Source organism: Streptomyces sp. R35, from assembly GCF_041053035.1.
In the GTDB taxonomy this organism is placed as follows: Bacteria; Actinomycetota; Actinomycetes; order Streptomycetales; family Streptomycetaceae; genus Streptomyces; species Streptomyces lutosisoli.
Genome location: NZ_CP163440.1, coordinates 8468124 through 8491935, shown reverse-complemented (window position 1 = coordinate 8491935; position 23812 = coordinate 8468124). Strand labels below are relative to the sequence as shown.

20 protein-coding genes and 3 pseudogenes are annotated in these 23812 nt (G+C 72.0%); 13 read left to right on the top strand and 10 right to left on the bottom strand.

The window, feature by feature from the left end; translation table 11 throughout:
• Positions 1-58: 58 nt before the first annotated feature.
• Positions 59-1360, bottom strand: coding sequence for a YhgE/Pip domain-containing protein (locus tag AB5J50_RS38200; RefSeq protein WP_369263241.1), 1302 nt, complete (start codon positions 1358-1360; stop codon positions 59-61).
• Between the two features lie 272 nt (positions 1361-1632).
• Between AB5J50_RS38200 and AB5J50_RS38195 the strand changes: the two genes are divergently transcribed.
• Positions 1633-2346: a TetR/AcrR family transcriptional regulator C-terminal domain-containing protein gene (locus AB5J50_RS38195; protein ID WP_369263239.1), complete on the top strand. Its 714-nt coding sequence runs from the start codon at positions 1633-1635 to the stop codon at positions 2344-2346.
• Here the strand turns inward: AB5J50_RS38195 and AB5J50_RS38190 are convergent.
• Positions 2337-2522: pseudogene (locus AB5J50_RS38190) on the bottom strand (sensor histidine kinase); the annotation flags it as partial. The gene AB5J50_RS38195 and the pseudogene AB5J50_RS38190 sit on opposite strands and share 10 nt — an antisense overlap.
• Before the next feature lie 43 nt (positions 2523-2565).
• Between AB5J50_RS38190 and AB5J50_RS38185 the strand changes: the two are divergent.
• Both AB5J50_RS38185 and AB5J50_RS38180 read left to right on the top strand, forming a co-directional pair.
• Positions 2566-2748, top strand: a pseudogene (locus AB5J50_RS38185) (hypothetical protein); the annotation flags it as partial.
• Between the two features lie 54 nt (positions 2749-2802).
• Positions 2803-5190, top strand: coding sequence for a SpoIIE family protein phosphatase (locus AB5J50_RS38180; protein ID WP_369263238.1), 2388 nt, complete (start codon positions 2803-2805; stop codon positions 5188-5190).
• A 22-nt stretch (positions 5191-5212) separates the two neighbouring features.
• On the opposite strand, the gene AB5J50_RS38175 is transcribed toward AB5J50_RS38180, so the two are convergent.
• Positions 5213-6934 (bottom strand): IclR family transcriptional regulator C-terminal domain-containing protein, encoded by a 1722-nt coding sequence (locus AB5J50_RS38175; protein WP_369263236.1) that lies wholly within the window; start codon positions 6932-6934, stop codon positions 5213-5215.
• A 232-nt stretch (positions 6935-7166) separates the two neighbouring features.
• On the opposite strand from AB5J50_RS38175, the gene AB5J50_RS38170 reads away from it, so the two are divergent.
• The 7 genes and pseudogenes from AB5J50_RS38170 to AB5J50_RS38140 form a co-directional block, all read left to right on the top strand.
• Positions 7167-7919, top strand: a complete 753-nt coding sequence (locus AB5J50_RS38170; RefSeq protein WP_327432577.1) for an aquaporin — start codon at positions 7167-7169, stop codon at positions 7917-7919.
• A gap of 32 nt (positions 7920-7951) precedes the next feature.
• On the top strand, positions 7952-9421 hold the full coding sequence (locus AB5J50_RS38165) for an aldehyde dehydrogenase family protein (RefSeq protein WP_369263235.1): 1470 nt from the start codon (positions 7952-7954) through the stop codon (positions 9419-9421).
• Positions 9422-9670: 249 nt separating this feature from the next.
• Positions 9671-10549: a dolichyl-phosphate beta-glucosyltransferase gene (locus AB5J50_RS38160; RefSeq protein WP_369263234.1), complete on the top strand. Its 879-nt coding sequence runs from the start codon at positions 9671-9673 to the stop codon at positions 10547-10549.
• On the top strand, positions 10546-12735 hold the full coding sequence (locus tag AB5J50_RS38155; RefSeq protein ID WP_369263232.1) for an ArnT family glycosyltransferase: 2190 nt from the start codon (positions 10546-10548) through the stop codon (positions 12733-12735). Before AB5J50_RS38160 ends, AB5J50_RS38155 begins: the two co-directional genes overlap by 4 nt.
• A 341-nt stretch (positions 12736-13076) precedes the next feature.
• Positions 13077-13469 carry a hypothetical protein gene (locus tag AB5J50_RS38150; RefSeq protein WP_369263230.1) on the top strand — a complete coding sequence of 131 codons (393 nt, stop codon included), beginning with the start codon at positions 13077-13079 and terminating at the stop codon, positions 13467-13469.
• A 65-nt stretch (positions 13470-13534) separates the two neighbouring features.
• Positions 13535-13951 (top strand): hypothetical protein, encoded by a 417-nt coding sequence (locus tag AB5J50_RS38145; RefSeq protein ID WP_369263228.1) that lies wholly within the window; start codon positions 13535-13537, stop codon positions 13949-13951.
• A 218-nt stretch (positions 13952-14169) separates the two neighbouring features.
• Positions 14170-14316: pseudogene (locus tag AB5J50_RS38140) on the top strand (UPF0104 family protein); the annotation flags it as partial.
• 242 nt (positions 14317-14558) lie between these two features.
• Here the strand turns inward: AB5J50_RS38140 and AB5J50_RS38135 are convergent.
• The 4 genes from AB5J50_RS38135 to AB5J50_RS38120 are packed head-to-tail and all read right to left on the bottom strand — an operon-like array spanning position 14559 to position 15410.
• Complete coding sequence (locus AB5J50_RS38135; protein WP_369263227.1) at positions 14559-14768, bottom strand: hypothetical protein; 210 nt, start codon at positions 14766-14768, stop codon at positions 14559-14561.
• Positions 14765-14992, bottom strand: coding sequence for a hypothetical protein (locus AB5J50_RS38130; protein ID WP_369263225.1), 228 nt, complete (start codon positions 14990-14992; stop codon positions 14765-14767). The genes AB5J50_RS38135 and AB5J50_RS38130 overlap by 4 nt, the downstream gene beginning before the upstream one ends.
• Entirely contained in the window at positions 14989-15210 is a 222-nt protein-coding gene (locus tag AB5J50_RS38125) for a hypothetical protein (RefSeq protein ID WP_369263223.1), read from the bottom strand. The genes AB5J50_RS38130 and AB5J50_RS38125 overlap by 4 nt, the downstream gene beginning before the upstream one ends.
• Complete coding sequence (locus AB5J50_RS38120; RefSeq protein WP_369263221.1) at positions 15207-15410, bottom strand: hypothetical protein; 204 nt, start codon at positions 15408-15410, stop codon at positions 15207-15209. Before AB5J50_RS38120 ends, AB5J50_RS38125 begins: the two co-directional genes overlap by 4 nt.
• 176 nt (positions 15411-15586) lie before the next feature.
• Between AB5J50_RS38120 and AB5J50_RS38115 the strand changes: the two genes are divergently transcribed.
• From AB5J50_RS38115 to AB5J50_RS38105, 3 genes are read left to right on the top strand one after another with little or no spacing between them, the layout of a single operon-like run.
• Positions 15587-16330 carry a DUF6879 family protein gene (locus AB5J50_RS38115; RefSeq protein WP_369263219.1) on the top strand — a complete coding sequence of 248 codons (744 nt, stop codon included), beginning with the start codon at positions 15587-15589 and terminating at the stop codon, positions 16328-16330.
• Between the two features lie 19 nt (positions 16331-16349).
• Positions 16350-17201 (top strand): helix-turn-helix domain-containing protein, encoded by an 852-nt coding sequence (locus AB5J50_RS38110; RefSeq protein ID WP_369263217.1) that lies wholly within the window; start codon positions 16350-16352, stop codon positions 17199-17201.
• A 20-nt stretch (positions 17202-17221) separates the two neighbouring features.
• Positions 17222-17641 (top strand): hypothetical protein, encoded by a 420-nt coding sequence (locus AB5J50_RS38105; RefSeq protein WP_369263215.1) that lies wholly within the window; start codon positions 17222-17224, stop codon positions 17639-17641.
• A gap of 343 nt (positions 17642-17984) precedes the next feature.
• Here the strand turns inward: AB5J50_RS38105 and AB5J50_RS38100 are convergent, their stop codons facing one another.
• The 3 genes from AB5J50_RS38100 to glyA all read right to left on the bottom strand — a co-directional run bounded on the left by AB5J50_RS38100 (position 17985) and on the right by glyA (position 23714).
• A complete protein-coding gene (locus tag AB5J50_RS38100) occupies positions 17985-19760 on the bottom strand; it encodes a 2-isopropylmalate synthase (protein WP_369263213.1) in 1776 nt (591 codons plus the stop codon).
• A gap of 79 nt (positions 19761-19839) precedes the next feature.
• On the bottom strand, positions 19840-22323 hold the full coding sequence (locus tag AB5J50_RS38095) for an amino acid adenylation domain-containing protein (RefSeq protein WP_369263212.1): 2484 nt from the start codon (positions 22321-22323) through the stop codon (positions 19840-19842).
• The gene (gene glyA / locus AB5J50_RS38090) at positions 22320-23714 is read right to left on the bottom strand and encodes a serine hydroxymethyltransferase (RefSeq protein WP_369265620.1); all 1395 of its coding nucleotides are present in this window, start codon (positions 23712-23714) and stop codon (positions 22320-22322) included. The genes AB5J50_RS38095 and glyA overlap by 4 nt, the downstream gene beginning before the upstream one ends.
• Positions 23715-23812 lie beyond the last annotated feature (98 nt).

Below are 23812 nucleotides of genomic sequence, written 5' to 3'. Positions count from 1 at the left end.
TCTGCGCGCCGGACGGCCGCAACGCTCCCGTCGGCCGGCCGGGGCGCCTGAGCACCCGTCAGGCGGGCTGCGGAGTCATCCGGTGCAGGCCCTTGCGGTCGTAGTAGCGGGTCATCGCGAAGCCGAAGAGAAGGGCGAGGAGGGAACCGATCGCGATCATGATCCAGGCGCGGTAGAGACCGGCGTCGGCGCGGGCGTCGAAGAAGAGGATGGCGCGCACTCCGTCGCTGAGCTGCCGCATCGGCTCGAAGATCGACAGGAAGCGGTAGAAGCCGGGGACGGCCTGGAGCGGGACGGTGGCGCCCGACGACGGCAGGCCCAGCACGATGAACACGAACATGGACACCAGCTGCCCGATCCCGCCGAAGGCGGCGTTGATGGCCTGGACGCCCAGGCCGACCGCGAGGCTCGCGCAGTAGGAGTAGATCCACAGCAGCGGCAGATGCGAGGCGTCCATCCCGAGGATCGAGATGGTGGCCAGCATGACCAGCGTGGTCGTGAGCACGGTGATCCCGGCGGTCATGACCATCTTCAGCAGCAGCGTCTGGGTACGGCTGATCGGCACGGTGGGGCGGCGGGTGTGCCAGGGGCCGATCTCGCTGTCCGCGTAGCCGAGGGCGGTGTCGACACCGGTGCTGATCAGGTTGCCGCCCATGAAGCCGGCCAGCACGAGGAGCAGGGTGTAGTAGAACGCGCTCAGCCCCAGGCCGCTGTGCTCGCCGATGGGGTGGCCGACCGCGGTGATGACCTGGACCGGGTCGGCCAGCAGCAGATGCGTGGTGGAGTCGGCCTGCGCGGCGGCGGGCGCCGCCGTCAGCTGCTTGCCGATGGTCGTGGAGGCCTGCTGGGCGGCCGCCGTGGTGATCCGGCTTGCCAGTGACGAACCCAGGCTGCCCATGCCGGGGTTGGTCAGCACCGTCAGCTTCGGCCGGGCCGTGGCGTTCGCGGTGGTGAGCGCCGCGACGGAGGTGGTGAAGTCCGCGGGAATGACCAGGGCGCCGTAGATCCTGCCGGAGGACAGCTGCGCCTGGACCTGAGCCTGGGTGAGCCGGCGCCAGTCCGCCTTGCCGGAGGGGTCGCCGGAGACGACGGCCTCGGTGACCTGCGTGCCCACGTTCTGCTTCTGTCCGGGCAGCGGTGTGCCCGTGTCCGCGTTGACGATGCCGATGGGCAGATCGTGCAGGTGCTGGTTCGGGTTGACGATGCCGCCCATGTAGAGCAGCGACAGCAGCAGCGCGAGCAGCCCGGTCAGGACGGTGGGCACCAGCCACAGCATCGGACGGCGCAGAAGCGCGGCGGCGCGAGCCTGGACGGGGGCGTCGGGGTGGGCGTCGTCGCGGTGGTTGCTGTCGGCGTCCATGGTTCTCCAGAGGTTCCGGGGCGGCACGGGACCGGCGTACGGGGACGGCCGCTCCCGGACGTCCGGGGACCGCCCACCCCGGTCAGCATGGGGCGTACGGCGGTGAGGCGTTCGGCGACTCGCCGAATCCCCGGTCGCGGGAGACGGGTTCGCGCCAGCGCCGGCCGGCCGAGAACACCACGGCAGGCGGCGCTCTTCGCGAAGCTGGACTTGCGGTGTAAGTCATGTCGGACGTCTGGCAGGATCGCCCTGACCACGGCATGCGCACAGGCATGCGCACAGGGGAGAGTGACCGGATGAAGGCCCAGGGCACCGGCCGCGGCAGACGGCTCGGGCTGACGCGCGACAAGGTGATCGCCGCGGCGGTGACGATGATCGACCGGGACGGGCCCGACTCCTTCTCGCTGCGGAAGCTCGCCACCGAGCTCGGCGTCGAGGCGATGTCGCTCTACAACCACGTCCCCAACAAGGAGGCGCTGCTCGACGGCGTCGCGGAGGCGCTGCTCGCCGAGGTCGACTTCTCGGCGTCGGACACCGGCTCCTGGCAGGACCGCGTACGGGCGCACGCGACCGCCTTCCGGGCCACCGCGCTCCGGCACCCCAAGGCCTTTTCCCTGGTCCTGACCAGGCCGACGAAGTCACCGGCCGCCCTGGAGACCATCCGCTCCGCACTGGCCGGCTTCACCGGCCTCGGACTTCCGCCGGAGGAAGCGGTACACGCGCTGCGCAGCTACGCCGCGTACATCGTCGGCACGATCATGCGAGAACTGGGCCACGCCATCTCCCTGGGCACCTGGGACCCCGGTCACGCCCAGGAGCGGATCGAGGAGATCACGGCGACGGGCGACCCCCTGCTGACCGCCGCCGCGCCCTATCTGGCCGTCGGCGACCACGACGCCGAGTTCGACTACGGCATCGAGCTGCTGATCGCCGGACTGGCGGCCCGGGTGGAAGTGCCCGGCGACGGCGGCCCCCGTCAGGCGTAGGCGTTCACCCCCGGCCCCGCGGCCGGCAGCAGGGCCACGACCTCCCAGCCGTCGTCGGGGCGCGGGCCGGTTCGCGGTTCGCCGCCGAGCGCGGTGACCCGTTCGGCCGGGCCGACCAGGCCGAAGCCGCCGCCCCGGGCGGCGAGCGGCAGCTGCGGGCCGCCCCGGCCGTTGTCGTCGGCTCCGGTACCGAGGACGGCGACGTACGCGGTCAGCTGCATGTCCCTGTCGACCGCGAAACCGCACCTCGGCAGCGCTCAGCTCAAGCTCCCGGCGCGGAACCGTGTGAAGATCGCCGCCTGGGCCTGGCGGACCGGCCACGCGGGCGGCCCCGTATGGAGCTCACGAGGGCACAGGCTTTGCCCGGCCCTTGGGTTCAAGGCACCCCGGTCCTTGGATTGACGGCGCCCGGCCCCTGGGTTGATGCAGCTGACCGATCGCATCATCCTTGTACATATGGTGACATTGCCGGGCGATGCGGGGCGGGAGAGCACGGCCGGTGACGCCATGGCGTTGGTCGACGCACACGGAGTCGTCACGGGCTGGAGCGAAGGGGCTCGCCTGCTGACGGGATACGCGGCCGAGGAGATCACCGGACGGCCGGTGTCGGAGCTGGTGGACGGGGACGCCGACGCGGTCCGGCGGGAGCTGCGGACGGGCGGCGGCGCGGTGGTGACCGTACGGCGTCGGGACGGGCGGCGGACGGAGCTGGCCCTGCGGGTGTGCCCGCTGCGGGGCGCCAACGGGGAGCCGGGGGGATATGTGATCTCCGCGGCGCCGGACGGCGACGGTCGTGTGCTGGGTGAGCTGGCGTTCCGGCAGGCGTCGGTGTCGATGTCGATCTTCGACACCGGGCAGCGGTATCTGCGGATGAACGACGCGGCGTGCCGGATCATGGGCCGGCCGGAGGCGGAGTTCACCGGCCGCTTCTTCCCGGACACCGTGGAGGACGCGGAGCACAGCCGTGGCTTCCTGCACCACCTCCGGCAGGTCGTCGAGACCGGACAGCCGGTGCACTACGAGAGCTGGACCCGCGCGCCCTCCGGGATGCGGACGCACGCCTGGAACACCGAGATGTGGCCACTGCGGGACCCCTCGGGGCAGCTGCTCGGGGTCGCGCTGGCCGCGTTCGACAACAGCGAGCAGCACGCGGCCAAGGAGCGGCTCGCCCTGCTGAACAAGGCCGCCACAGGCATCGGCACCAAGCTGGACGTGATCCACACCGCCAGGGAGCTGGCCGAACTGGCGGTGCCCCGGCTGGCGGACTTCGTCAGCGTGGACCTGCTGGACTCGGTGCTCCAGGGCGAGGAACCCGCCGTCGGCCCGGTGGGCGGCGATCTGGAGCTGCGCCGCGTCGCCCACCACTCCCTCACGGCCGGGGTGCCCGAGGCGGCGATCGGCCTGGGCACCGCGGACGTCTATCCGTCCTCCTCGCCGCCGGCCTGCGCGCTGGCCACCGGCCTCGCGGTGCTCACCAGAAGCGGCGAGGCGGACCTCGACGACTGGGTCGCACGGCACGACGGCCGGTCCGCCAAACTGCGCGAAAGCGACAACGAGGACTTCTCCCTGATGGCCGTACCGCTGGTGGCACGCGGTACGACGCTCGGGGTGGCGGTCTTCGTACGGCTGCTCACCCCGCAGGGCCCCGACCCCTTCGACCAGGACGACGTGTCGCTCGCACGGGAGCTGGCCGCCCGCGCCGCCGTCTGCGTGGACAACGCCCGCCGCTACACCAAGGAGCACACGACCGCGCTGGCCCTCCAGCGCAGTCTGCTGCCCCAGGCGCTGGCGGGCCAGGCCGCCGTCGAGTTCGCCTCCCGCTACCTTCCGGCGCTGTCCCAGGCGGGCGTCGGCGGCGACTGGTTCGACGTGATCCCGCTGTCCGGCACGCGGGTGGCGCTGATCGTCGGAGACGTCGTCGGACACGGCATCCACGCCTCCGTCACGATGGGCCGGCTGCGTACGGCGGTGTGGACGCTGGCCGATGTCGACCTGCCCCCGGACGAGCTGCTGACCCACCTGGACGATCTGGTCGAGCACTTGGCGGCCGACGACAGCGGGGTGGGCACCGAGATCGGCGCGACCTGTCTGTACGCCGTGTACGACCCGGTGTCCCGGCGCTGCACGATCGCCTCCGCGGGGCACCCGCCGCCCGCGGTGCTGTTCCCGGACGGAACCGTCGAGGTCGTCGAGGTGAGCGCGGGGCCGATGCTCGGAGTCGGCGGTCTGCCGTTCGAGTCCACCGAGCTGGACGTGCCCGAGGGCGCGGTACTCGCCCTCTACACGGACGGGCTCGTGGAGGCCCGCGACCTCGACGTGGACGCGGGCACCGCCGCGCTGTGCGCCGCCCTGGCGGCCCCGGCCAGGGACCTGGAGGACGCCTGCGACAACGTACTCAGGGCTCTTCTCCCGGAGCGCCCCGCCGACGACGTGGCCCTGCTGCTGGCCCGCACGCGCGGCCTGGACACCGGGCAGGTCGCCGTCTGGGACCTGCCCGCCGATCCCGCGGTGGTGGCCACCGCCCGGCAGTACGCCACCGAGCAGCTCACGGCATGGGGGCTCGACGAGGCCGCCTTCGTCACCGAGCTCGTCGTCAGCGAACTGGTCACCAACGCCATCCGCTACGGCGGCGCCCCCATCCAGCTCCGGCTCATCCGCGACCGCGCCCTCATCTGCGAGGTCTCCGACGCCAGCAGCACCTCGCCCCATCTGCGCCGGGCCCGCACCTACGACGAGGGCGGCCGCGGCCTCCTCCTCGTCGCCCAGCTCACCGACCGCTGGGGCACCCGCCCGACCGGCACCGGGAAGACGATCTGGGCCGAGCAGGCGCTTCCCGCCCCGTAGTCGCACCGTCAGGTGGTGGCGGTCAGCCGGTCTGTACCGGAGCGTCGGCGAACGCGACGGCCAGGTCGGCCTCGATGCGGGCGGCATTCGCGCGGAGGGCGGGCAGCACGGTGTCCCGGGTGTGCTCGGGCGACTCCGGTCCTGCGTGCAGGGCGACGTTCAGGGCACCGACGGCCCGCCCGCTCCGGTCCCTGACCGGTACGGCGAGCGAGCGCAGCCCCGCCTCCAACTCCTGCTCCACCAGGGCGAATCCCTCGCTCGCGGCGCGGTCCAGGGCGGCGCCGAGCGCGGCGGCCGAGGTGAGTGTGTGCGGGGTCAGGGCCTGCGGCCGAAGGGCACCGATCCGCTCCTGCCGGTCCGCCTCGGGCAGATCCGCGAGCAGCACCCGGCCCATGGAGGTGGCGTACGCGGGCAGCCGGGTGCCGGGCGTGATGCGGGCGCTGGTGATCTGCTCGGCGGCCACCCGCGCCACATAGCGGACCTCGGCGCCGTCGAGGACCGCCAGCGACGTCGACTCCCTCACCTGTCCGGCCAGGTCGGCGAGATGGGGCTGGGCGATGTCGGCGAGGGTGAGGGTGGACAGCCGTGCGTAGCCGAGCTCCAGGACGCGCGGGGCCGGCAGGAAACGGCGGGCGCGTTGCTCCACGTAACCGAGTTGACGCAGCGTCAGCAGATTGCGCCGGGTGCTGGGGTACGACAGCCCCGCGGCCTCGGCGGCCTCGGCGAGGGTGAGTCCGCCGCGCTGCCGGCCGAGCGCGGCGAGTACGGTCAGACCCCTGGCCAGCGCCTGGAGGAAGGACGGGCCCAGTTCGGGCTTGGCGTCGGTGTAGGCGGGGGCGGCGGGCGGCGCCGGGGCTGCCGCGGGCGCGGTGCCGTACAGCTCGTCGGCGATGTCCTGGGCGGCGGCGGTCAGCGCGGCCAGGGCGTGCTCGCGCAGTTCGTCGCCGCCGTGGCGGCTGGTGTGCGCGAGCACGCTGATCGCGCACACGGGCCGGCCGTCGGGGTCGCGCACGGGGACCGCCAGTGCGACCAGGCCCGGGGCGACCAGCTGGTCGTCCAGCGCCCAGCCGTTCGCGGCCGCCGCCGAAGTCCAGGCGGCGAAGTCGGCCTCCGTCCGTTCGGGGCCGGGAGCGGTGCGGCGCGTGGGGACGGCCGGAAACCCGGTGTCGAGGGGGTCGGCGGCGCGGCGCGCCCGCCAGACGTCGTACGTGTCCGGTTCCCACCCGGTGGCGAGTACGGCGCCGGCCGCGCAGCGCTCGGCGGGCAGCAGGTCGCCGACGCGGAAGCCGAGGGGGATCACCCGGCCCGGCGGGACGGCCTTGCCGACGATGCGCGCGTCGCAGCCGTCCAGGACGATCGCCGAGACCGACTCGTCCAGGGTGCGGGTCAGCCGCTCCAGGCCGGGCCGCAGCGCGTGGGACAGGCCGCTCGCGTCCAGGTAGGCGTTGCCGAATTCCATCAGGCGCGGGGCGAGCACGAGTTCACGCCCCTCGGCCCGCAGATGGCCGAGGTGGGTGAGCGTGGCCGTGACCCGGTCGACGGCCGAACGGGCCAGGCCGGTGGCGCGGGCGAGGTCGCCCGGGCGCATCGGGTGCGGGGCGTCGGCCATGATCCGCAGCACGGCCAGGCCGCGCTCCAGGGGGCCGGTGGCTTCCGCTCCGGCGGCTTCCGCTCCGGTGTCCGTCGGCGAAGGGTCCGCCGACGCCGATGTCCGCGATGCCGCCCCCGGAACGCCCGGCGCCATGGCTTCTCCTCCCGTACTTCCGCTCTCCGGCGCATGAGGCCGTACCCGTCGTCCGGAGAACGCTACCGGCCATTGACAGCCGTCACGACGATCGCGCAGACTCGGCGCACTCGCTAAATGAATCTAAGTTCACTCAGCGAAAAAACAATATCTCGGCGCGGTGCGGGACGCACCCCACCAGGCCCCGCCCCTCTCCTTCGCCCCTGCCCCTGCCCTTGCCTTGAGGACTCCCATGAGCAATTCCGCCCAGAGCCGCGCGGACCTCGTCCGGCACAGCGCCTATGAATTCGCGCTGACCACGGTGCTTCTCTTCGTCGTGGTGAGCCTGGTCCGCTGGCTGGCCCTCCCCGGCTCGTCACTGACGATCGGCAATCCGCACACCTTGTTCGCCGTCGCGGGAATCGCGGTCGCCGCGCTGATCGCGGCGCTGATGTACTCGCCGCCCGGCCGCGCCTCCGGCGGCCACCTCCACCCCGGTGTCACCGTCTTCCTGTGGTCGAGCGGTCTCTTCCCGGCCCGCGCGGTCCTCCCGTACCTCGCCGCGCAGCTCGCCGGATCGGTGGCCGGCACCGCGCTGGCCGGAGCGGTGTGGGGCGAACCCGTGCGCCAGGTCGGCTACGGCGCCGTGGCGCCCGCGCCCGGGACCGGCGCGGTCGAACTGTTCCTCATCGAGGGCGCCGCGCTCGCCGCGGTGTTCGTCGCGGTGGCGCTGGTGATGGCCAGGCCCGCCCTGCGCGGTCTGATCCCGGCGGTCATCGGCATCGGTGTGGGCGTGGTCATCGCGACGCTGGGCACCGTGACCGGGGCGAGCATCAACCCGGCGCGCGCCTTCGGTCCGGCCCTGCTCTCCGGTCACCACGAGCACTTCTGGAACTACATGATCGCGCCGCTGGTCGCCCCGGCACTTGTCGGCCTCGCCCACCGCGCCCTGCTCACCCGCCGGGCCGCCGCACCTTCGCCCGCGTCCGCGTCCGCCGAGGCGTGAGCCTCCCCCCTTCCTCACCTCAGGAGCACCCCGTGTCCACCACCCGAGGACTGATCATCAACGGCCAGGAGGTCCCCGCCTCCTCCGGCCGCACCGCGTCCGACATCAACCCCTGGACCGGCGCCGTCTGCGCCGAGGTCGCCGCCGGCACCCCGGACGACGTACGCCGTGCCGTGGACGCCGCCGACGCCGCGTTCGAGGCATGGGCCGCGACCAGGCCGGCCGAGCGCCGCCGGATCTTCCTGCGCGCCGCGCAGCTGATGGCCGAGCGCACGGAGGAGATCGTGCGCCTGATGGCCGCCGAGGTCGGCGGCGTCGCGCCCTGGGCCGGGTTCAACGCCCACCTGGCCGCCGACATCTTCCTGGAAGCCGCGGCGGAGGTGAGCCGCCCGACCGGGCAGACCCTCGCCACCAACTCCGACGGCGTCTACTCCGCGCAGGTGCGGGTGCCCAAGGGCGTGATCGCCGCGATCTCGCCGTGGAACGCGCCGGTCATCCTCGGGGTGCGCGCGGTGGCGATGCCGATCGCGATGGGCAACACCGTGGTGATGAAGCCCAGCGAGGACGCGCCGATCGCCTGCGGTCTGCTGATCTCGGACGTGCTGCACGAGGCCGGGCTGCCCGCGGGCGTGCTCAACGTCGTCACCAATGACCGTGCCGACGCCGCCGAGGTGGTCTCCGCGCTGATCGCCGACCCCCGGGTACGGATGGTCAACTTCACCGGTTCCACGGAGGTCGGCCGCACCATCGGCGTCCAGGCCGCCCAGCACCTCAAGCCCGCCGTGCTCGAACTCGGCGGCAAGAACGCCCTGTTGGTCCTGGAGGACGCGGACGTCGACTACGCGGTGGACGCCGCGGTCTTCGGCTCCTTCATGAACGCGGGACAGATCTGTATGTGCGTGGACCGGGTCGTCGTGCACCGCGCGGTCGCCGAGGAGTTCACGGCCAAGTTCGCCGCCCGCGTCCAGGCACTGCCGTACGGCGATCCGGCCGATCCGGGCACGGCGGTCGGCCCGGTCGTCAACGCGGCCGCCGCGCGGCGGGTCGCGGCGCTCGTCGCGGACGCGGTCTCGCGCGGCGCCGAACTGGCCGCGGGTACCGGTGAGATCGAGGAGCCGGGCACGCTGATCCGGCCGGTCGTCCTCACCGGGGTAACCAAGGAGATGAAGGTCTACTACGACGAGATCTTCGGCCCGGCGACCGTGATCCATGTCGTGGACAGCGTCGACGAGGCCGTCGTGCTCGCCAACGACACTCCCTACGGGCTGACCGCGGGTGTCATTACGGAGAACCTGGCGCAGGGGCTGTCGGTCGCCGCCCGCCTCCGTACCGGCATCGTGCATGTCAACGACCAGTCCATCGCGGACGAACCGCAGGCTCCGTTCGGTGGTGTGAAGAGTTCCGGGTACGGGCGGTTCGGTGGGCAGGCGGGCGCGGAGGCGTTCACCGACACGCGGTGGGTCACCGCGCAGGCCGTCGGCCATGCGCACTACCCGATCTGATCGCCCCCGCCGCCCCTGCCCGTCCCATCCGTTCCTGGGGGCTGCGCCCCCAGACCCCCGCCAAAAGATTGTGCAGTTCCCCGCGCCCCTCAAAAGGGGCGCGGGGAACTCGCTTATGGGCAGGGGGCGTTCGCGTTCCTTGGGGTCCGGCGTGGCCCGGCTGTGGGCAAGCTGTGGGTTTGCTGATTCTCATCCGGCCCTCAGTGAAGCCTCACCGATGCCCCAGACGCGGGCTGGATGGTCGCTGCCATGAACGAACAGAACGCAGGAGGCGTCCGGCAGCGCTCGGTCGAGATCGTGGTGCCGGTCTACAACGAGGCTCATGTCCTCGCCGACAGCATCGGCCGTCTCCACGCATACCTCGAAGCCTCCTTCCCGTTCCCGTTCCGCATCACCGTCGCGGACAACGCGAGCACCGACGGCACCTGGCAGACGGCGATCGACCTGACCCACCGGCTGCCCCATGTGCACGCGGTCCACTTGGACGCCAAGGGCCGGGGCCGAGCCCTGAAGCACGTGTGGAGCCAGTCGACCGCGGACGTCGTCGCTTACATGGACGTCGACCTGTCCACCGGCCTTGAGGGCTTCCTCCCCCTGGTCGCTCCCCTGCTCTCCGGCCACAGCGACGTGGCCGTCGGCAGCCGGCTGCACCGTCAGTCGGCGGTGGAGCGCGGGCCGAAGCGTGAATTCATCTCCCGCTCCTACAACCTGCTGCTGAAGGCCGGGCTCGCGGCCCGCTTCTCGGACGCGCAGTGCGGGTTCAAGGCCGTACGCACCGACGTGTTCCGGGCGCTCACCCCGCACATCGAGGACAACGCCTGGTTCTTCGACACCGAACTGCTGGTCCTCGCCCAGCGCAACCGACTGCGCATCCACGAGGTCCCGGTCGACTGGGTCGACGACCCCGACAGCCGGGTCGACATCGTCCGCACCGCCGTCGACGACCTCTTGGGCATGGGCCGGATGCTGAGGGCCACCCTGACCGGCCGCACCGGGATCGCCGCCGTACCGCGCCGCGGCAGCGCCCCGCAGGTACCGGCCACTCGAAACACCGCCGAGGTCACGCCTGTTCAGGCTGCCGACGCAAGCACCTCGTCCCGCTCGGATCACTTGGAGTATGCGTCATGACAACCCTCGCCCCGCCGCCCCACCAGGAGGGCTCCCGGCCTTCGCACCGGGCCGCCCCGCCCTCCCCCACTGCCTTGAGGGCGTGGGGGGACCCCCACGGCGGCATCGCCGCCCGCGCCCGAAGGGTCTTCACCGGGCCCGAGGACGACCCGCGCTGGGCCCGCCCCTCCCTGTGGGCGATCGTGCTCCTCGCCACGGCCCTGTACGCCTGGAACCTGTCCTCCCTCACCGGCAACACCTTCTACAACGCCGCCGTCTACAGCGGCACCAAGAGCTGGAAGGCGTTCTTCTTCGGCGCCCTGGACTCCGGCAGCTTCATCACCGTCGACAAACCGCCGTTCGCGCTGTGGGTGATGGGCCTGTCGGCCCGCGCCTTCGGCTACGGCACCTGGCAGTTGATGCTGCCGATGGTCGCGGTCGGCACGGGATCCGTGGCCCTGCTGCACCGTCTGGTCAAGCGGGACTTCGGCCCGGTGGCGGCGACGATCGCCGCGCTGGCACTGGCCCTCACCCCGATCACCGTCGCCATCACCCGCGACACCAACCCCGACCCGGTCCTGGTCTTCCTGATGCTGCTCGGCGCGGCCGGCCTGCTGAAGGCCGTCCGCACCGGCCGGCTGATGCCGCTGGTCTGGTCGGCGGTCGCGATCGGCTTCGCGTTCAACACCAAGATGATGCAGGCGTACGTCGTCCTGCCGGCCTTCTTCCTGGTCTACCTCTGGGCCGCGCAGGGTTCCGTGGGCCGCCGGATCCGCAACCTCGGCGTCGCCACCGTCGCGCTGCTCGTCTCCAGCGCCTGGTGGATGGTGATCGTCGACCTGATCCCCGCCTCCTCCCGCCCCTACATCGGCGGCTCGACCGACAACACGGTCTGGGACCTGGTCATCGGCTACAACGGCTTCGGCCGCATCTTCGGCGCGAGTTCGTCGGTGGGTTCGGCCGGCAACGGCGCCAGCTTCGGCGGTACGGCGTCCGTCTACCGGCTCTTCAACGAGATCATGGGCGGCCAGATCTCCTGGCTCATCCCCTTCGCGGCCATCGCCCTCGTCGGCGGCCTGATCCTGCGCGGCCGGGCGCCCCGCACCGACGCCAAGCGCGCGGCACTGATGCTGTGGGGCGGCTGGTTCGTCCTGCACTACCTGACGTTCGCCCTCGCGGAGGGCACCTTCCACCCGTACTACGTCACTGCCATGGCCCCCGGTATCGCGGCCCTGGCGGGTGCCGGCGGCGTGATGCTGTACAAGGCGCTGCGCGAGGGCTCTGCGGCGAAGTGGGGCTGGGTCCTGCCGGCCGCCGTCGCGGCCAGCGCGGGCTGGGCGATCGTCCTGCTCCAGCGGGTGTCGGGCTCCGGCACGCTCTACACCGTCGCCGAGGTCGTGGTCGGTGTCGCGGGCGCGTTCTCGGTGCTCGGACTGCTCGCCGGACGGTTCATGAAGCGGCAGCGGCTCCTGGGCTTCGCGGCCCTGGCCGCCGTCGTCGCCCTGCTGGCGGGGCCCACCGCGTACTCGCTCTCAGCGGCCACCGGTACCTCCAGCAACGGCACCAACCCGACGGCCGGCCCGAACACCGGCGGCGGTATGGGGGGTACGGGCGGCGGCCCCGGCGGCAGCGGCAGCAAGGGCGCCATGGGCGGAGAGGCACCGACCGGTACCGGCGGCGGCCAGTCCATGGGCGAGCCCCCGTCCGGCAGCGGCTCGTCGTCCACGGCCGAGTCCGGCACCAAGCCGAGCGGCAGCCAGACGGGCGGTGGCGGTGGTCAGATGGGCGGCGGCAGCCAGGTCTCGTCGGACATGATCACGTATCTGAAGAAGCACCAGGACGGCGCCACCTGGCTGCTGGCGGTGGCCACCGACCAGACCGCGTCCTCGATCATCCTGGAGTCCGGACAGCCCGTCATCTCCATGGGCGGCTGGTCCGGCAGCGACAACGCCATGACCCTCGCCAAGCTCAAGAGCCTGGTGAAGTCCGGCAAGCTGCACTACATCATGATCAGCAGCACCGGAGGCCAGGGCACCGACTCCGCTATCGCCACCTGGGTCGCGAAGCACGGCACCGCCGTCAAGTCCTCGGCGTACAGCACGAGTTCATCCACCAGCTCCAGCTCGTCGTCGTCTTCCTCGTCCTCGTCCTCGTCCTCGTCGAGCTCCAGCGGCCTGTACCGCCTGGACGCCTCCGACGTCAGCTGACCCCACCGTTCCTCCTACCAGGGCGGGCCGCCGGACTTCCCCACCGGCGGCCCGCCCCTACGCGTTACGGGGTGCTCCCCTGGCGGCTCGCGGACGCGCCCCGGCTCATCGCGAGCACCGCGTCGCGGCGGCTCAGCGCGCCGAGCGGCAACCGTCATCGGACCGCCCGCGGGCGGTCCGATGACCGACTATCCGACCCATGGTGCAGCGGGCTGCACCATGGATTCGGGAGGCTGGTCCCTCGTGGCGGCGAACGGGCGACGGGATCGTGGTCGACAGCGATCGCAACAGATCCACGGATCGCGACAGACCCATGTCTCCCCGTTGCTAAGGAAACTTCCGTGAAGTCGCTGCTCGCCGCCGTGAAGGCGTTCGTCGCCAACCTGCTGCTCTGGTCGTTCTTCGTGGGCGGACTCGCCGCGAGCTCCGCCTCCGGTGCCATCCTCGACGGCACCCAGAAGGACGTGGCCACCTACGCCGGCATCGCCGTGTCGCTCCTGGCCGGCTCGCGCATCGCGAAGAAGCCGAGGATCAAGGCGTTCCTGTCGACGCCGCCGGTGCTCTGGTTCCTGTTCCTGTTCAACGGCGCCGTCGCCGCGGTCTGTTACCTCACCATGGACGGCGCGAAGGGGATCATGGCCGCCGCCGGCATGGGCCTGGTCTCGCTGGGCGCGGCCGGCGGACTGATCGCGAACCGCCGGAAGCCGGCCGGACTGCCCACCACGTCACGTTGAGGCCCCCGCACACTTCGGACGCCTGCCCAAGTCACCGCACAGCCCATCCAGGAGGGGACTCATCCATGGCCGCGAACCGCCGACGCGGACGCCGCACTGCCACCATCGCTACCACTTTTGCCGCCGTCGCGCTGACCGCCGGACTCATCACCGGCTGCGACGACGTCGACAACTCACTGGGCTGTCTGCAGAACGCCGACACGATCGCCGACAGCCTCAAGGCCATCCATGAGGCGGGCGTGGACGCTGCGAAGGACCCGACGCGGACCGACGAGTCGATCGACAACATCGACAAGCACCTCGACAAGATCAGCGCCAAGATCGGCGACAAGTCGGACAACGACAAGGCCGACAAGGCGGTCGACGACCTCGACAAGGCGATCGCGGACTACAACAAGGCCATTTTGAACGGCGACACGAACCCCGACTCCAGCAAGATCGACGACGCGGCCGACGCATTGAAGAACGTCTGTACCTCGTAACCGGGCCCGGGCAGTAACGAGGCCCGGGCAAGGGGCCGGCCACGTCGCCCACCCGCTGGTGCGCCTCCCCCTGCCGGACACCGTGGCGTCACACCGGCGGGAACCACCTGCCTCGGCTGGGCGGCCGCCGCGTGCGTCCGGCAGGGCGCCCTGCCGGAAAGGCCGCTCGGCGAACTCGTACCGGACCAGTGGACGTTGCTCCTGGCCGCCGGGGGGTGCTCGGGCTGCCGCTGACCTGGGCGCAGTTGTTCCTCGCGCTCCTCCTCCTCGCCAGTGCCGCCGTCGGGGCCGTGCTCGCGCCGGGCGGGATCGGTCCGATGGACGCGGCGCTGGTGTTCACCATGGCCGCGTACGGCGCACCGATGGGTACGGGCCGGACGTCGAGCGCCGCTGGAACGCCGCGCCGGTCGAGCTCAAGCGGCAGATCGCCGCACTGCTGCTCACCCCTGACACCCTGGGCGAGGTGCGGATCACGCGCGTTGCCGACAGCCCGTCAGATGCTCCGGCCGACCGGATCAAGTGGGCGGTGGCCGCAGCCTGACGCAGCACGCACGACGAAGCCAGGCCACGGGGGAGAGTGGCCGGGCTTCGTGCTGCACAGGCGACGCTACTGCGCTGCGGCCTGCGCGACCCAGATGCGCGTCATGATCCGGAGCAGGACAGGGTCGATCAGCTCCACGTCGTCGACGTGCTCGCGGTGCGCCCACACCGTCCAGCCGGGCCCCGAGTTGCCCAACTCGTGAGCGACCGCGATGACGTCGGCAGGGTCGGTGATCTCCTCGTCGCAGGCACGGCAGATCTGAAGGCGGGCGCTCATGTCTGATTCCTCCGGGCCTGCGGATCGCTGCGCGCCGCAGGATCGCCGCCCCGGCGGTGGCAGATACAGCCGCAGCGGCGCACGAGGAGCAGGCCGTTCGAGTGTGGCAGCGGCACGTCTTTGGTCTGCCTGCACTCGCCGTGCAGATCTTCATATCCGCGACGCTTCGCGAGGGTGCACTCTGCCGACAGGGTCACCTCGCCGGTCTCGGTCGTCGTGCTCACAGCCGCTCACCCCGGCTCGTCGCGTTGACCAGCGCGAGATCACAGGACAGCCGCTCCGCCTGTGTGGCGGGGCGCAGCGGGCCGTGGGCGTCCCACTCACGGCCGCCGCCGGGCGGCTTGAGCTGCCAGTAGGGACCGACGTGATCGACGACCTCGCCGACCTTGCGCGTCGTCTCGTCGTACGCGAGATCACCGACGTCCGGCTCGTACGCGCTCATGCGCACCCCCGCCGGAGGACATCGGCGAGCCTCAGCGCGACGTCGGCGCGCACCCGGCCCAGGTTGATCAGGTTCAGGGCAGGGGAGGCTGCGTCCGCCCCCAGGGACGGCAGGACGATCCCCGCCGCCGTCAGCGCTCCGCGCAGCACTTCGACCGCCTCGACGGCTTCGGTCGTGCCCGACTTCTGTGCAGTGGTCATGAACTCAGCGTTGGCCTGCGGGAGTTCTGGGCGACAGCAGATATTCGCCGTTATTCTCAGGGGGCCACGACATATACCCGAGGATTCTCACGCAGCGTCTGGGAGGCCGTAGCCGCGCCGGGTGGCCCGGCGACAAGCTGATCAACACAGAGCACAGCCCGACGAGGGAGGGGCACATGACGCGCAACATCCGCTTCAACGGCACAGGCAGCGGCGACACCGGCTGCCCGTCGATCCACGAGGACGTCGACACCGGCCAGGTGATCGTCCACGGCCCGCCGCTCACCGACCCCGAGGACGTCGCTCAGCTCCAGCACCTCGGCCCCGGCGAAGTCGCGGTCGTCGTCCCGCGCGAGCTGATCACGGACTGGGCACCCAAGGACGCGACGAGGCAGGCGAGGATCATCGACCTCGACGCCTTCAACCGGCTGTTCGAGATCTTCGAGCACACCGCCTGGCGGCTGGAGACCCGGCGCCGGTACGCGTCCGACGAGTCGACCGAGACGTACGCGCAGTTCCTCGCCGAGGGCCGTGTCGACTGGGACATGAGCTCCTGGTACTGCGAGACGATCAGGCGCCAGACGGCGGCCGGGAAGACGGTGGCCCGCGTGCGGGTGGTCGACGACCCGGCGACCAGCGGTCAGCGCTACCTCTTGGTCAACGCCGAGCGGAACACCGAGCTCGGGGAGGACATCCGCACCCTGCGCCGGGACGACGCCGACCGGCTGAAGCTCGGCAACGAAGACTTCTGGATCTTCGACTCGCGCTTGGTCGCCCGGCTCAACTTCACCGACGCCGACGAGCTGACGGACGTGGAGCTGATCACCGAACCGGCCGAGGTGATCAGGTACGCGATGCTCCGGGACGCGGCCTGGCATCACGCCGTGCCGTTCCAGCAACTCGCAGCGGCCACCAGCTAGAAGGGCGGTCCGGGTACCGGTGACGACGGACTATCAGCAGGCACGCGAGGCGCTCGGGGTGCGCCTGCGGGAGCTGCGCATGTCCGCGCCCGAAGGGCGTCTCACCGGTACCCAGCTCGCGCAGCTTCTCGGCTGGCCACAGCCCAGGATCTCGAAGCTGGAGAACGGCAAGCAGACCGCGACCCCCGAAGATCTGCGGGCCTGGGCCGACGCGACCGGCCAGCCGGAGGCGTACGGCGAACTCCTCGCCCGGCTGCGGGGGTTCGAGTCACACATCCGCTCGTGGCGACGTCAGCTCGCCGCCGGGCACCAGCCGGTACAGCAGACGATCGCCGCCGAGTACGAGCGCTCAGCCGTCGTGCACGGCTTCGAGTCCGTGACCGTGCCGGGCATCCTCCAGACGGCCGACTACGCCCGGCACGTGTTCAACCGGTACGCGGAGCTCCAGCGCTCGCCCCGGGACACCGAGGCGGCCGTGCGCGCCCGGCTCAAGCGTCAGGAGCTCCTCTACGAGGCGAACAGGCGCTTCGAGATCCTGATCGGCGAGACCGCGCTTCGGTCGCTGATCTGCCCGCCTTCGGTGCTGGCCGCGCAGCTCGACCGTCTCGCCGGACTGATCGGCCTGGATACGGTCCACCTGGGGGTCATCCCCTTCACGGCCTCGCTGAAGATCCCGCCGACCGGCGGCTTCTGGGTGCACGACGAGCGTCTCGTCATGGTCGAGGTCTGGCACGCCGAGCTCTGGATCGACGACAGCGACTCGATCGCGCTGTACCTGCGGACCTGGCGCACGCTGCGGGAGTCGGCTGTGTTCGGCACCGATGCCCAGAACCTGATCAGCCGTGCGCGCCGGGAGCTCAACGTCACCTAGACAGCCCAGCGCTACATGTAGTGCCGGCTGATTCCTCCGGCCGGAGAAATGATGTCCCCCACTGGTGGGACGACTGGCTCAAGTTCACCCCCGGCTGTCCGGCCTTCGCCTGGGCTTTCGGCAACGGCATCTGGCTCGGCATTCGGAAGTGGCACGACCGTACCGCCAAGCTTGCCTTGGGTGCTGCCGCCGACGAGTTGCGCGAGCATCTGACCGAGGTGGCTCAGGCATGGGATCAAGCGTTTGCGTACGCGCCTGGGGCGGTGGGCCCGATGGTTCGGTGGTCTGATCACGTGTTCACGCCCCAGGAGCGGGAGGAGTCGGCGCGCGTCCAGACACAGTTCGGCAAGGAGGCTGACGTGGCGCGCAGTGGCTTGCAGCACATCAAGGTCGCGCTTGTCCGCCTCGATGAATTGGAGCGTAAGACCCACGGCCGGTGAGCTGTCGCCAACACGTCCGAGGTGCAGCCACGTTGGCGCCTGGCGGCTCCGTACCCGTTCCCCGGTGACGGTCACCCGGCGGTCTGCGGAGCCGCCAGAGCCGCTTTGGTGGCGTCCGGCTCCGGCCGCCAGAGGCGCAATCGGCCGGTCGCGCTGATGGGCTTTGGGAGCCGCGTCACTCCTTCGAGCACCCAGTGCCAGGCGCCGTGCTCGCCCCAGCGCTCGACGCAGCACCCGGCGCAGCGGTGGCACGTCACCCGCCCGGCGACGCCGATCAACGCCCCGTAGACAAGGGGTCGGATCAAAAGCCCCCTGGTCCACCGCAAGGCACTGTGCGCCGCGCTCAGCTATGGGCGCGGTTCACCGCCGAGTTGACGGCGGACAGGTGGGCCTCATCCTCCGTGTCGGCCAGGGCGGCGCCGTACCAGGGGGTGCCGTCGAGGGTGATCCTGACGTAGGCGGCGTACCTGGTGCCGGCGCCGACCGGGTGCCCGTGCGCCTCGGTGACCTCGACCGTGAGGCCGGCGCCGGCGAGAGCGGCCGCGTACGCGCTCGGCACCTCGGGGCCCGAGCCCGTCAGCCGTGTGGCCCTTCCGGCGGCGTGCGCGACCAGGGCGTCCACGGTGACCCGTGGACCACGGGAGATCTCGAACTCCTTGAGAAGCAGGGCCGGCTGGGCGCAGTCGAGGTACGTCCGCGTGAAGACGGCGCGCAGGTCGGCCGGGGTGAGTTCGGCGCCGTCGCCGTCGGCGATGCGCTGCACCTCGCGCGCGAGTTCCACGCGCATCCCGCGGGGCAGGTCGAGGCCGTACGCCGTCTTGAGGACGTGGGCCACCCCGCCCTTGCCGGACTGGCTGTTGACCCGGACCACCGATTCGTAGCTGCGGCCGATGTCCTTGGGGTCGATGGGGAGATACGGAACGTTCCACGGCACGGCCCGCGCATCGCCCGTCTCGGCGATCCGGCGGTCGGTCGCGGCCAGGCCCTTGGCGATGGCGTCCTGGTGAGTGCCGGAGAAGGCGGTGTGCACGAGGTCGCCGCCGTACGGGTGGCGCGGGGGGACGGGGAGCCGCGTCGCGTACTCGGCCGTGCGGCGGATCTCGTCGAGGTCGGAGAGGTCCAGCTGCGGGTCGACGCCCTGGCTGAAGAGGTTGAGGGCCAGCGTCACCAGGCAGACGTTGCCGGTGCGTTCGCCGTTGCCGAAGAGCGTGCCCTCGATCCGGTCGGCGCCGGCGAGGACGGCCAGCTCCGCCGAGGCCACCGCCGTACCGCGGTCGTTGTGCGGGTGCACCGACAGGATGATCCCGTCGCGGCGGTCGAGGTTGCGGTGCATCCACTCGATCTGGTCCGCGAAGACGTTCGGCGAGTCGGTCTCGACCGTCGTCGGCAGGTTCAGGGTGACGGGCCGCTCCGGGCTCGCGTCCCAGAGCGAGGTGACGGCGTCGGAGATGCCCAGCGCGAACTCCGGCTCGGTGACGTTGAACGTCTCCGGGGAGTACTGGAAGCGCAGCCGGGTCCCCTTGGCGGCGTCCGCCCTGCGGGCCACCCGCTCGGCCGAGTCCAGCGCCATCCGCCGTACCTCGTCCTGGGTCATACCGAACACGACGTCCCGCCACAGACAGGCGGTCGCGTGGCACAGGTGCACCATCGCGCGGTCCGCGCCCTCGATGGACTCGAAGGTCCGGTCGATGAGTTCGGGGCGGGCCGGCGTGAAGACGGAGATCGTCACGTCGTCGGGGATACGGTCCTGCTCGATCAGCGTGCGGACGAACGAGAACTCGGCGTCGCCGGCCGAGGGATAGCCGACCTCGATGTCCTTGAACCCCATGCGTACGAGGAGGTCGAACATCCGGCTCTTGCGCTCGACGTCCATGGGGCTGCTGAGCGCCTGGTTCCCGTCGCGCAGGTCGACCGACGCCCACAGCGGCGCCTTGACCAGCGAATTCGACGGCCAGGTACGGCCGGTGGGGTCGGCCTCGGGACGAGCGGGCCGCGCGTACCGCCCGTAGGGCATGGCGGAGCCGCGCTGGGCGTTCCACCACGGCTGGTCCGCGTGGCGCGGACCGAGGGGAGTCCTGAGCCCCGAAACAGTGTGGGGCGACGGTGGCGCTTCGGTCATGTTCCTGCCCTCTCGGTCTGGGTGTGCGGGGTCGGGTGACCGGTCACCGCGGTCACCGGGTACGGCGGACGGGCACCGGTCAGGGGCCGGCCGGAGTGCGTCCGCGGGCGGTGAGGTGGGCGGCCAGGGCGCGGACCGTGGAGTACTTGTAGAGCTCGGCCCAGCGCAGCTCCGGATCGATGCCGGGCAGGCACCGCTGGGCCGACATCGAGTCGCCGCCCAGGGCGAAGAAGTCGGAGTCCCGGCCGACCGGCCCCGTCCGCAGGGTCTCCTGCCACACCGCCGCGATCCGCTGCTCCCATGCGCCGACCGGGAGTTGAGCGGGTTCGGGAGCCCCCGGGAGATCCGCCGCGGGCACCTCGGGGGCGAGGGCGGTCAGGGCCTTGCGGTCCAGCTTTCCGTTGGCGTTCAGCGGCATCGCGTCCAGGACCCGTACGGATCCCGGCACCATGAACGCCGGGAGCAGCTGGGCCAGATGGGCCCGGAGCTCTTCGGGGCGGGGCGCCCGGCCGGGGTGCGGCACGGCGTAGCCGACCAGCCGGGAGCCGCCCGCGGCGGAGGTGACGGCGGCCGCGGCCGCGTCCTTCACCGCCTCGTGGCCGCGCAACACGGCCTCGATCTCGGTCAGTTCCACCCGCAGACCGTGGATCTTCACCTGGAAGTCCTTGCGGCCGAGGAGTTCGATCAGGCCGTCCGGCCGGTGCCGGGCCAGGTCACCGGTCCGGTACAGCCGGTCGCTCACGCCGTCGTACGACCAGTCGAGGAAGCGCTCACCGGTGAGTTCGGGCCGTTCCAGATAGCCGCGGGCCAGGCCGGTGCCCGCCAGGTGGAGCTCGCCCGCGACGCCGGGCGGTACGGGCTGGAGGAAGTCGTCGAGGATGTAGGTGCGCTGGTTGGCCATGGGACGGCCGTAGGGGATGCTCGTCCAGTCGGGGTCCGTCTTCTCCACCTCGTACACCGTGGAGTGGATCGAGGCCTCGGTGGCTCCGCCGAGCGCGATGAACCGCACATGGCCGGTGAACGCGCGGATGCGGTCGGGCAGCCGGACGGGGATCCAGTCGCCGCCGAGCATGATCAGACGCAGATGGCCGAGCCGGCCGTGGCCGGTGCGCTCCAGATGGTCGGTGAGCAGTTCGAGGAGGGCGGGGGCGGAGTTCCAGACCGTGATGTCCCGTTCGACGAGCAGCCGGGCCCAGTGCGCGACGTCCTTGGCCCGCTCCGGATCGGGGACGACGACGGTGCCGCCGGCCGCGGTGATGCCCAGGAACTCGTACACCGACATGTCGAAGCTCGGGGAGGACAGGGCGAGGACGCGGTCCTGATCGCCCACCGTGTAACGGGAGTTGAGGTCGGCCAGGTTGTTCACGACCCCGCGGTGGCGCAGGGCGATCGGCTTGGGCTGCCCGGTGGAACCGGAGGTGTGGATGATGTAGCAGAGGTTGTCCGGGCCCGCCGCCGGGACGGGATCGTGCGCGGGATGCCGGGCCAGGGCGTCCATGTCCGTGTCGAGCAGGACCAGCGGGCGGGGCGTCTGCGTGGCGGGCAGAGCGGCCGCCCGTGCGGTGTCCGTGACCACGACGGCGCAGGACGTGCCGTCGAGCATGGTGGCCAGGCGCTTGGCCGGGTAGTCCGGGTCGAGCGGGACGTACGCGCCGCCGGCCTTGAGGATGCCGAGCACACCGGTCAGCAGCGAGGCCGAGCGCTCCAGGCACAGTCCGACCCTGGTGTCGGGTGCGACGCCCGCCTCCCGCAGGTGGTGCGCGAGCCGGTTCGCGGACGCGTTGATCTCGCCGTACGTCCACTGCCGTTCGCCCTGGATCAAGGCGACCGCCCCGGGCTCCCGGGCCGCCCGCTCCTCGAACGCGTCGTGCAGACACGCCTTGTCGGGCAGGAGGACGGCGGTGCGGTTCCACTCCACGAGGGTGTGGCGCGTCTGCTCGGCGGTGAGCAGCCGCAGCAGGGCGACGAGGCGGTCGGGGGTGCGCGCGGCGTCCGTCGTCAGCGTCACGAGGTGGTCGGCCAGGCGCTGGACCGTCTCCCGGTCGAAGAGCCGCTCGTCGTAGCGGAGTTCGGTGATCCAGCCGTCGCCCCGGGGGTGCACGGTGAGGTGGAGCTCGTGGGCGGGTGCGGGGGCCGGGGCGGAGGATCCGGGCGCGTCGGTGCCGTCGGTGCCGTCGGTGATCCGGAGGCCCACGGGAGGCGTGCCCTCTTCCGGTGCGACGGAGATCGTGACGCGGCCGGCGGCGAGGTCCGCGAGAGCCGGCCGGCCGGTGACCGCGAACCCGGCGAACTCCGGTGCCGTACCGGGCCGTTCGAGGGCGAGGGCGATTCGGTCCTGGCCGGTGAGCCGGTGCAGCAGCGCCGCGACACACGCGGTCAGCACGTCCTGCGGGGAGACACCGGGCAGGGCCGGCGGCGCGGGCAGCTCGCCACGGAGCAGGGCGGAGGCGAGCGGCTCGTGCCCGGCCCGGCGCGGCCGGTCGGCGGGTACCAGGGCGGGGGGCCAGCTGTCCCTGGCGGCGGTGCGGGGTCCGTCCGTACGGGGCCACGTCTCGGGGGTCACAGGCGTGCTCCTGTCGGGGTCGCGAGGGTGCTGTCCGGGGGCGTGAGGGCGGCCTCGGCGAGCAGGTCGGCGTGCGGCGTCACCGGGGTGGCGGTGCCGGCCCGCGGCAGTGGGTGGCGGGCACACAGGGCGCGGACCTCGGCGCGCAGCGTCGCGCGGGCGCGGGAGTCGATCCGGTACTCGGTGTCGCTCAGCGCGGTGGTGGCGTCGAGGACCCGGTGCAGGAGCGCGGCGCACTCACGCATCCGGTCCGGGCCGAGGCCGCGCTGGGCGAGGATGTTGGTGCCGAGCCGGATGCCGCTGGTGACCAGCGGCTTGCGGGTGTCCCCGGGGATCCGGTTGCGGTTGACGAGGATGCCGCACTCCTCCAGGGCGCGTTCCGCGATCACTCCGGTCAGGCCGGTGCTCCGCAGGTCGATCAGGACCATGTGGTTGTCGGTGCCCCCGGTCAGCACCCGGTGGCCGAGGCGGGACAGTTCCCCGGCGAGCGCACCGGCGTCGGCCACGATGCGGCGCGTGGTCTCGGCGAACTCCGGCTGCGCCGCCAGCGCGAAGGCGCGGGCCTTGGCGGCGATCGACGCGGGGGCCGGGGTGCCCTGCGACCGCGGGAAGACGGCCCCCTGCATCAGCCGCGCGAGCGGGGTCCTTCCGTCGGGCCCGGGCGTCAGATGCTCGCGCCCGCTGAGGATCAGACCACCGCGCGGTCCGCCGAGCTGCTTGTAGGTGCTCGTCGTGGTGATGTGCGCGAGGTCGACGGGGCTGGGGTGTTCGCCGGTGGCGACCAGGCCCGCGATGTGGGAGATGTCCGCGACCAGATAGGCCCCGACGGAGTCGGCGACGGCCCGGAACCGGGCGAAGTCCAGGAGGCGCGGATAGGCGCTGGCGCCCGCGATCAGCACCGTGGGGCGGTGCTCCGCGGCGAGGTCGGCGAGGCGCGCGTAGTCGATCCGGCCGTGCGCGTCGAGACCGTAGGCGATCGCGCGGTAGTGCCGTCCGCTGACCGAGGCCGGGGAGCCGTGCGTGAGGTGCCCGCCCGCGTCGAGGTCCAGGCCGAGCAGGGTGCCGCCCGGGGGCATGAGCGCGGCGAGCACCGCGAGGTTGGCGGAGGAGCACGAGTGCGGCTGGACGTTGGCGTACCGGGCCCCGAACAGCCGCTTGGCCCGCTCCACCGCGAGCCGCTCGACCCCGTCGAAGTTGCCCGCTCCGGGGTGGTAGCGGGCCCCCGGATACCCCTCGGCCGTCACGTTGGACAGGGCCGCCCCGCCTGCGGCGAGCACCGAGGGGTCGGCGATGCTCGCGGACGCGACCATCGCCAGGGTGGTGTTCTGGTCGTGCACCTCCGCGTCGAGGAACCCGGCGAGTTCGGGGTCCGTGTGACGCAGGGCGGCCATCCCGGTGCGCAGGAGCTCGTCCTGGGCACCCCGCGCCTCCTGCGCGTCCTGGGTGTTCTGGATGTCCTGCGCCGACGCGGCGGCCGGCCGCGTGGTCG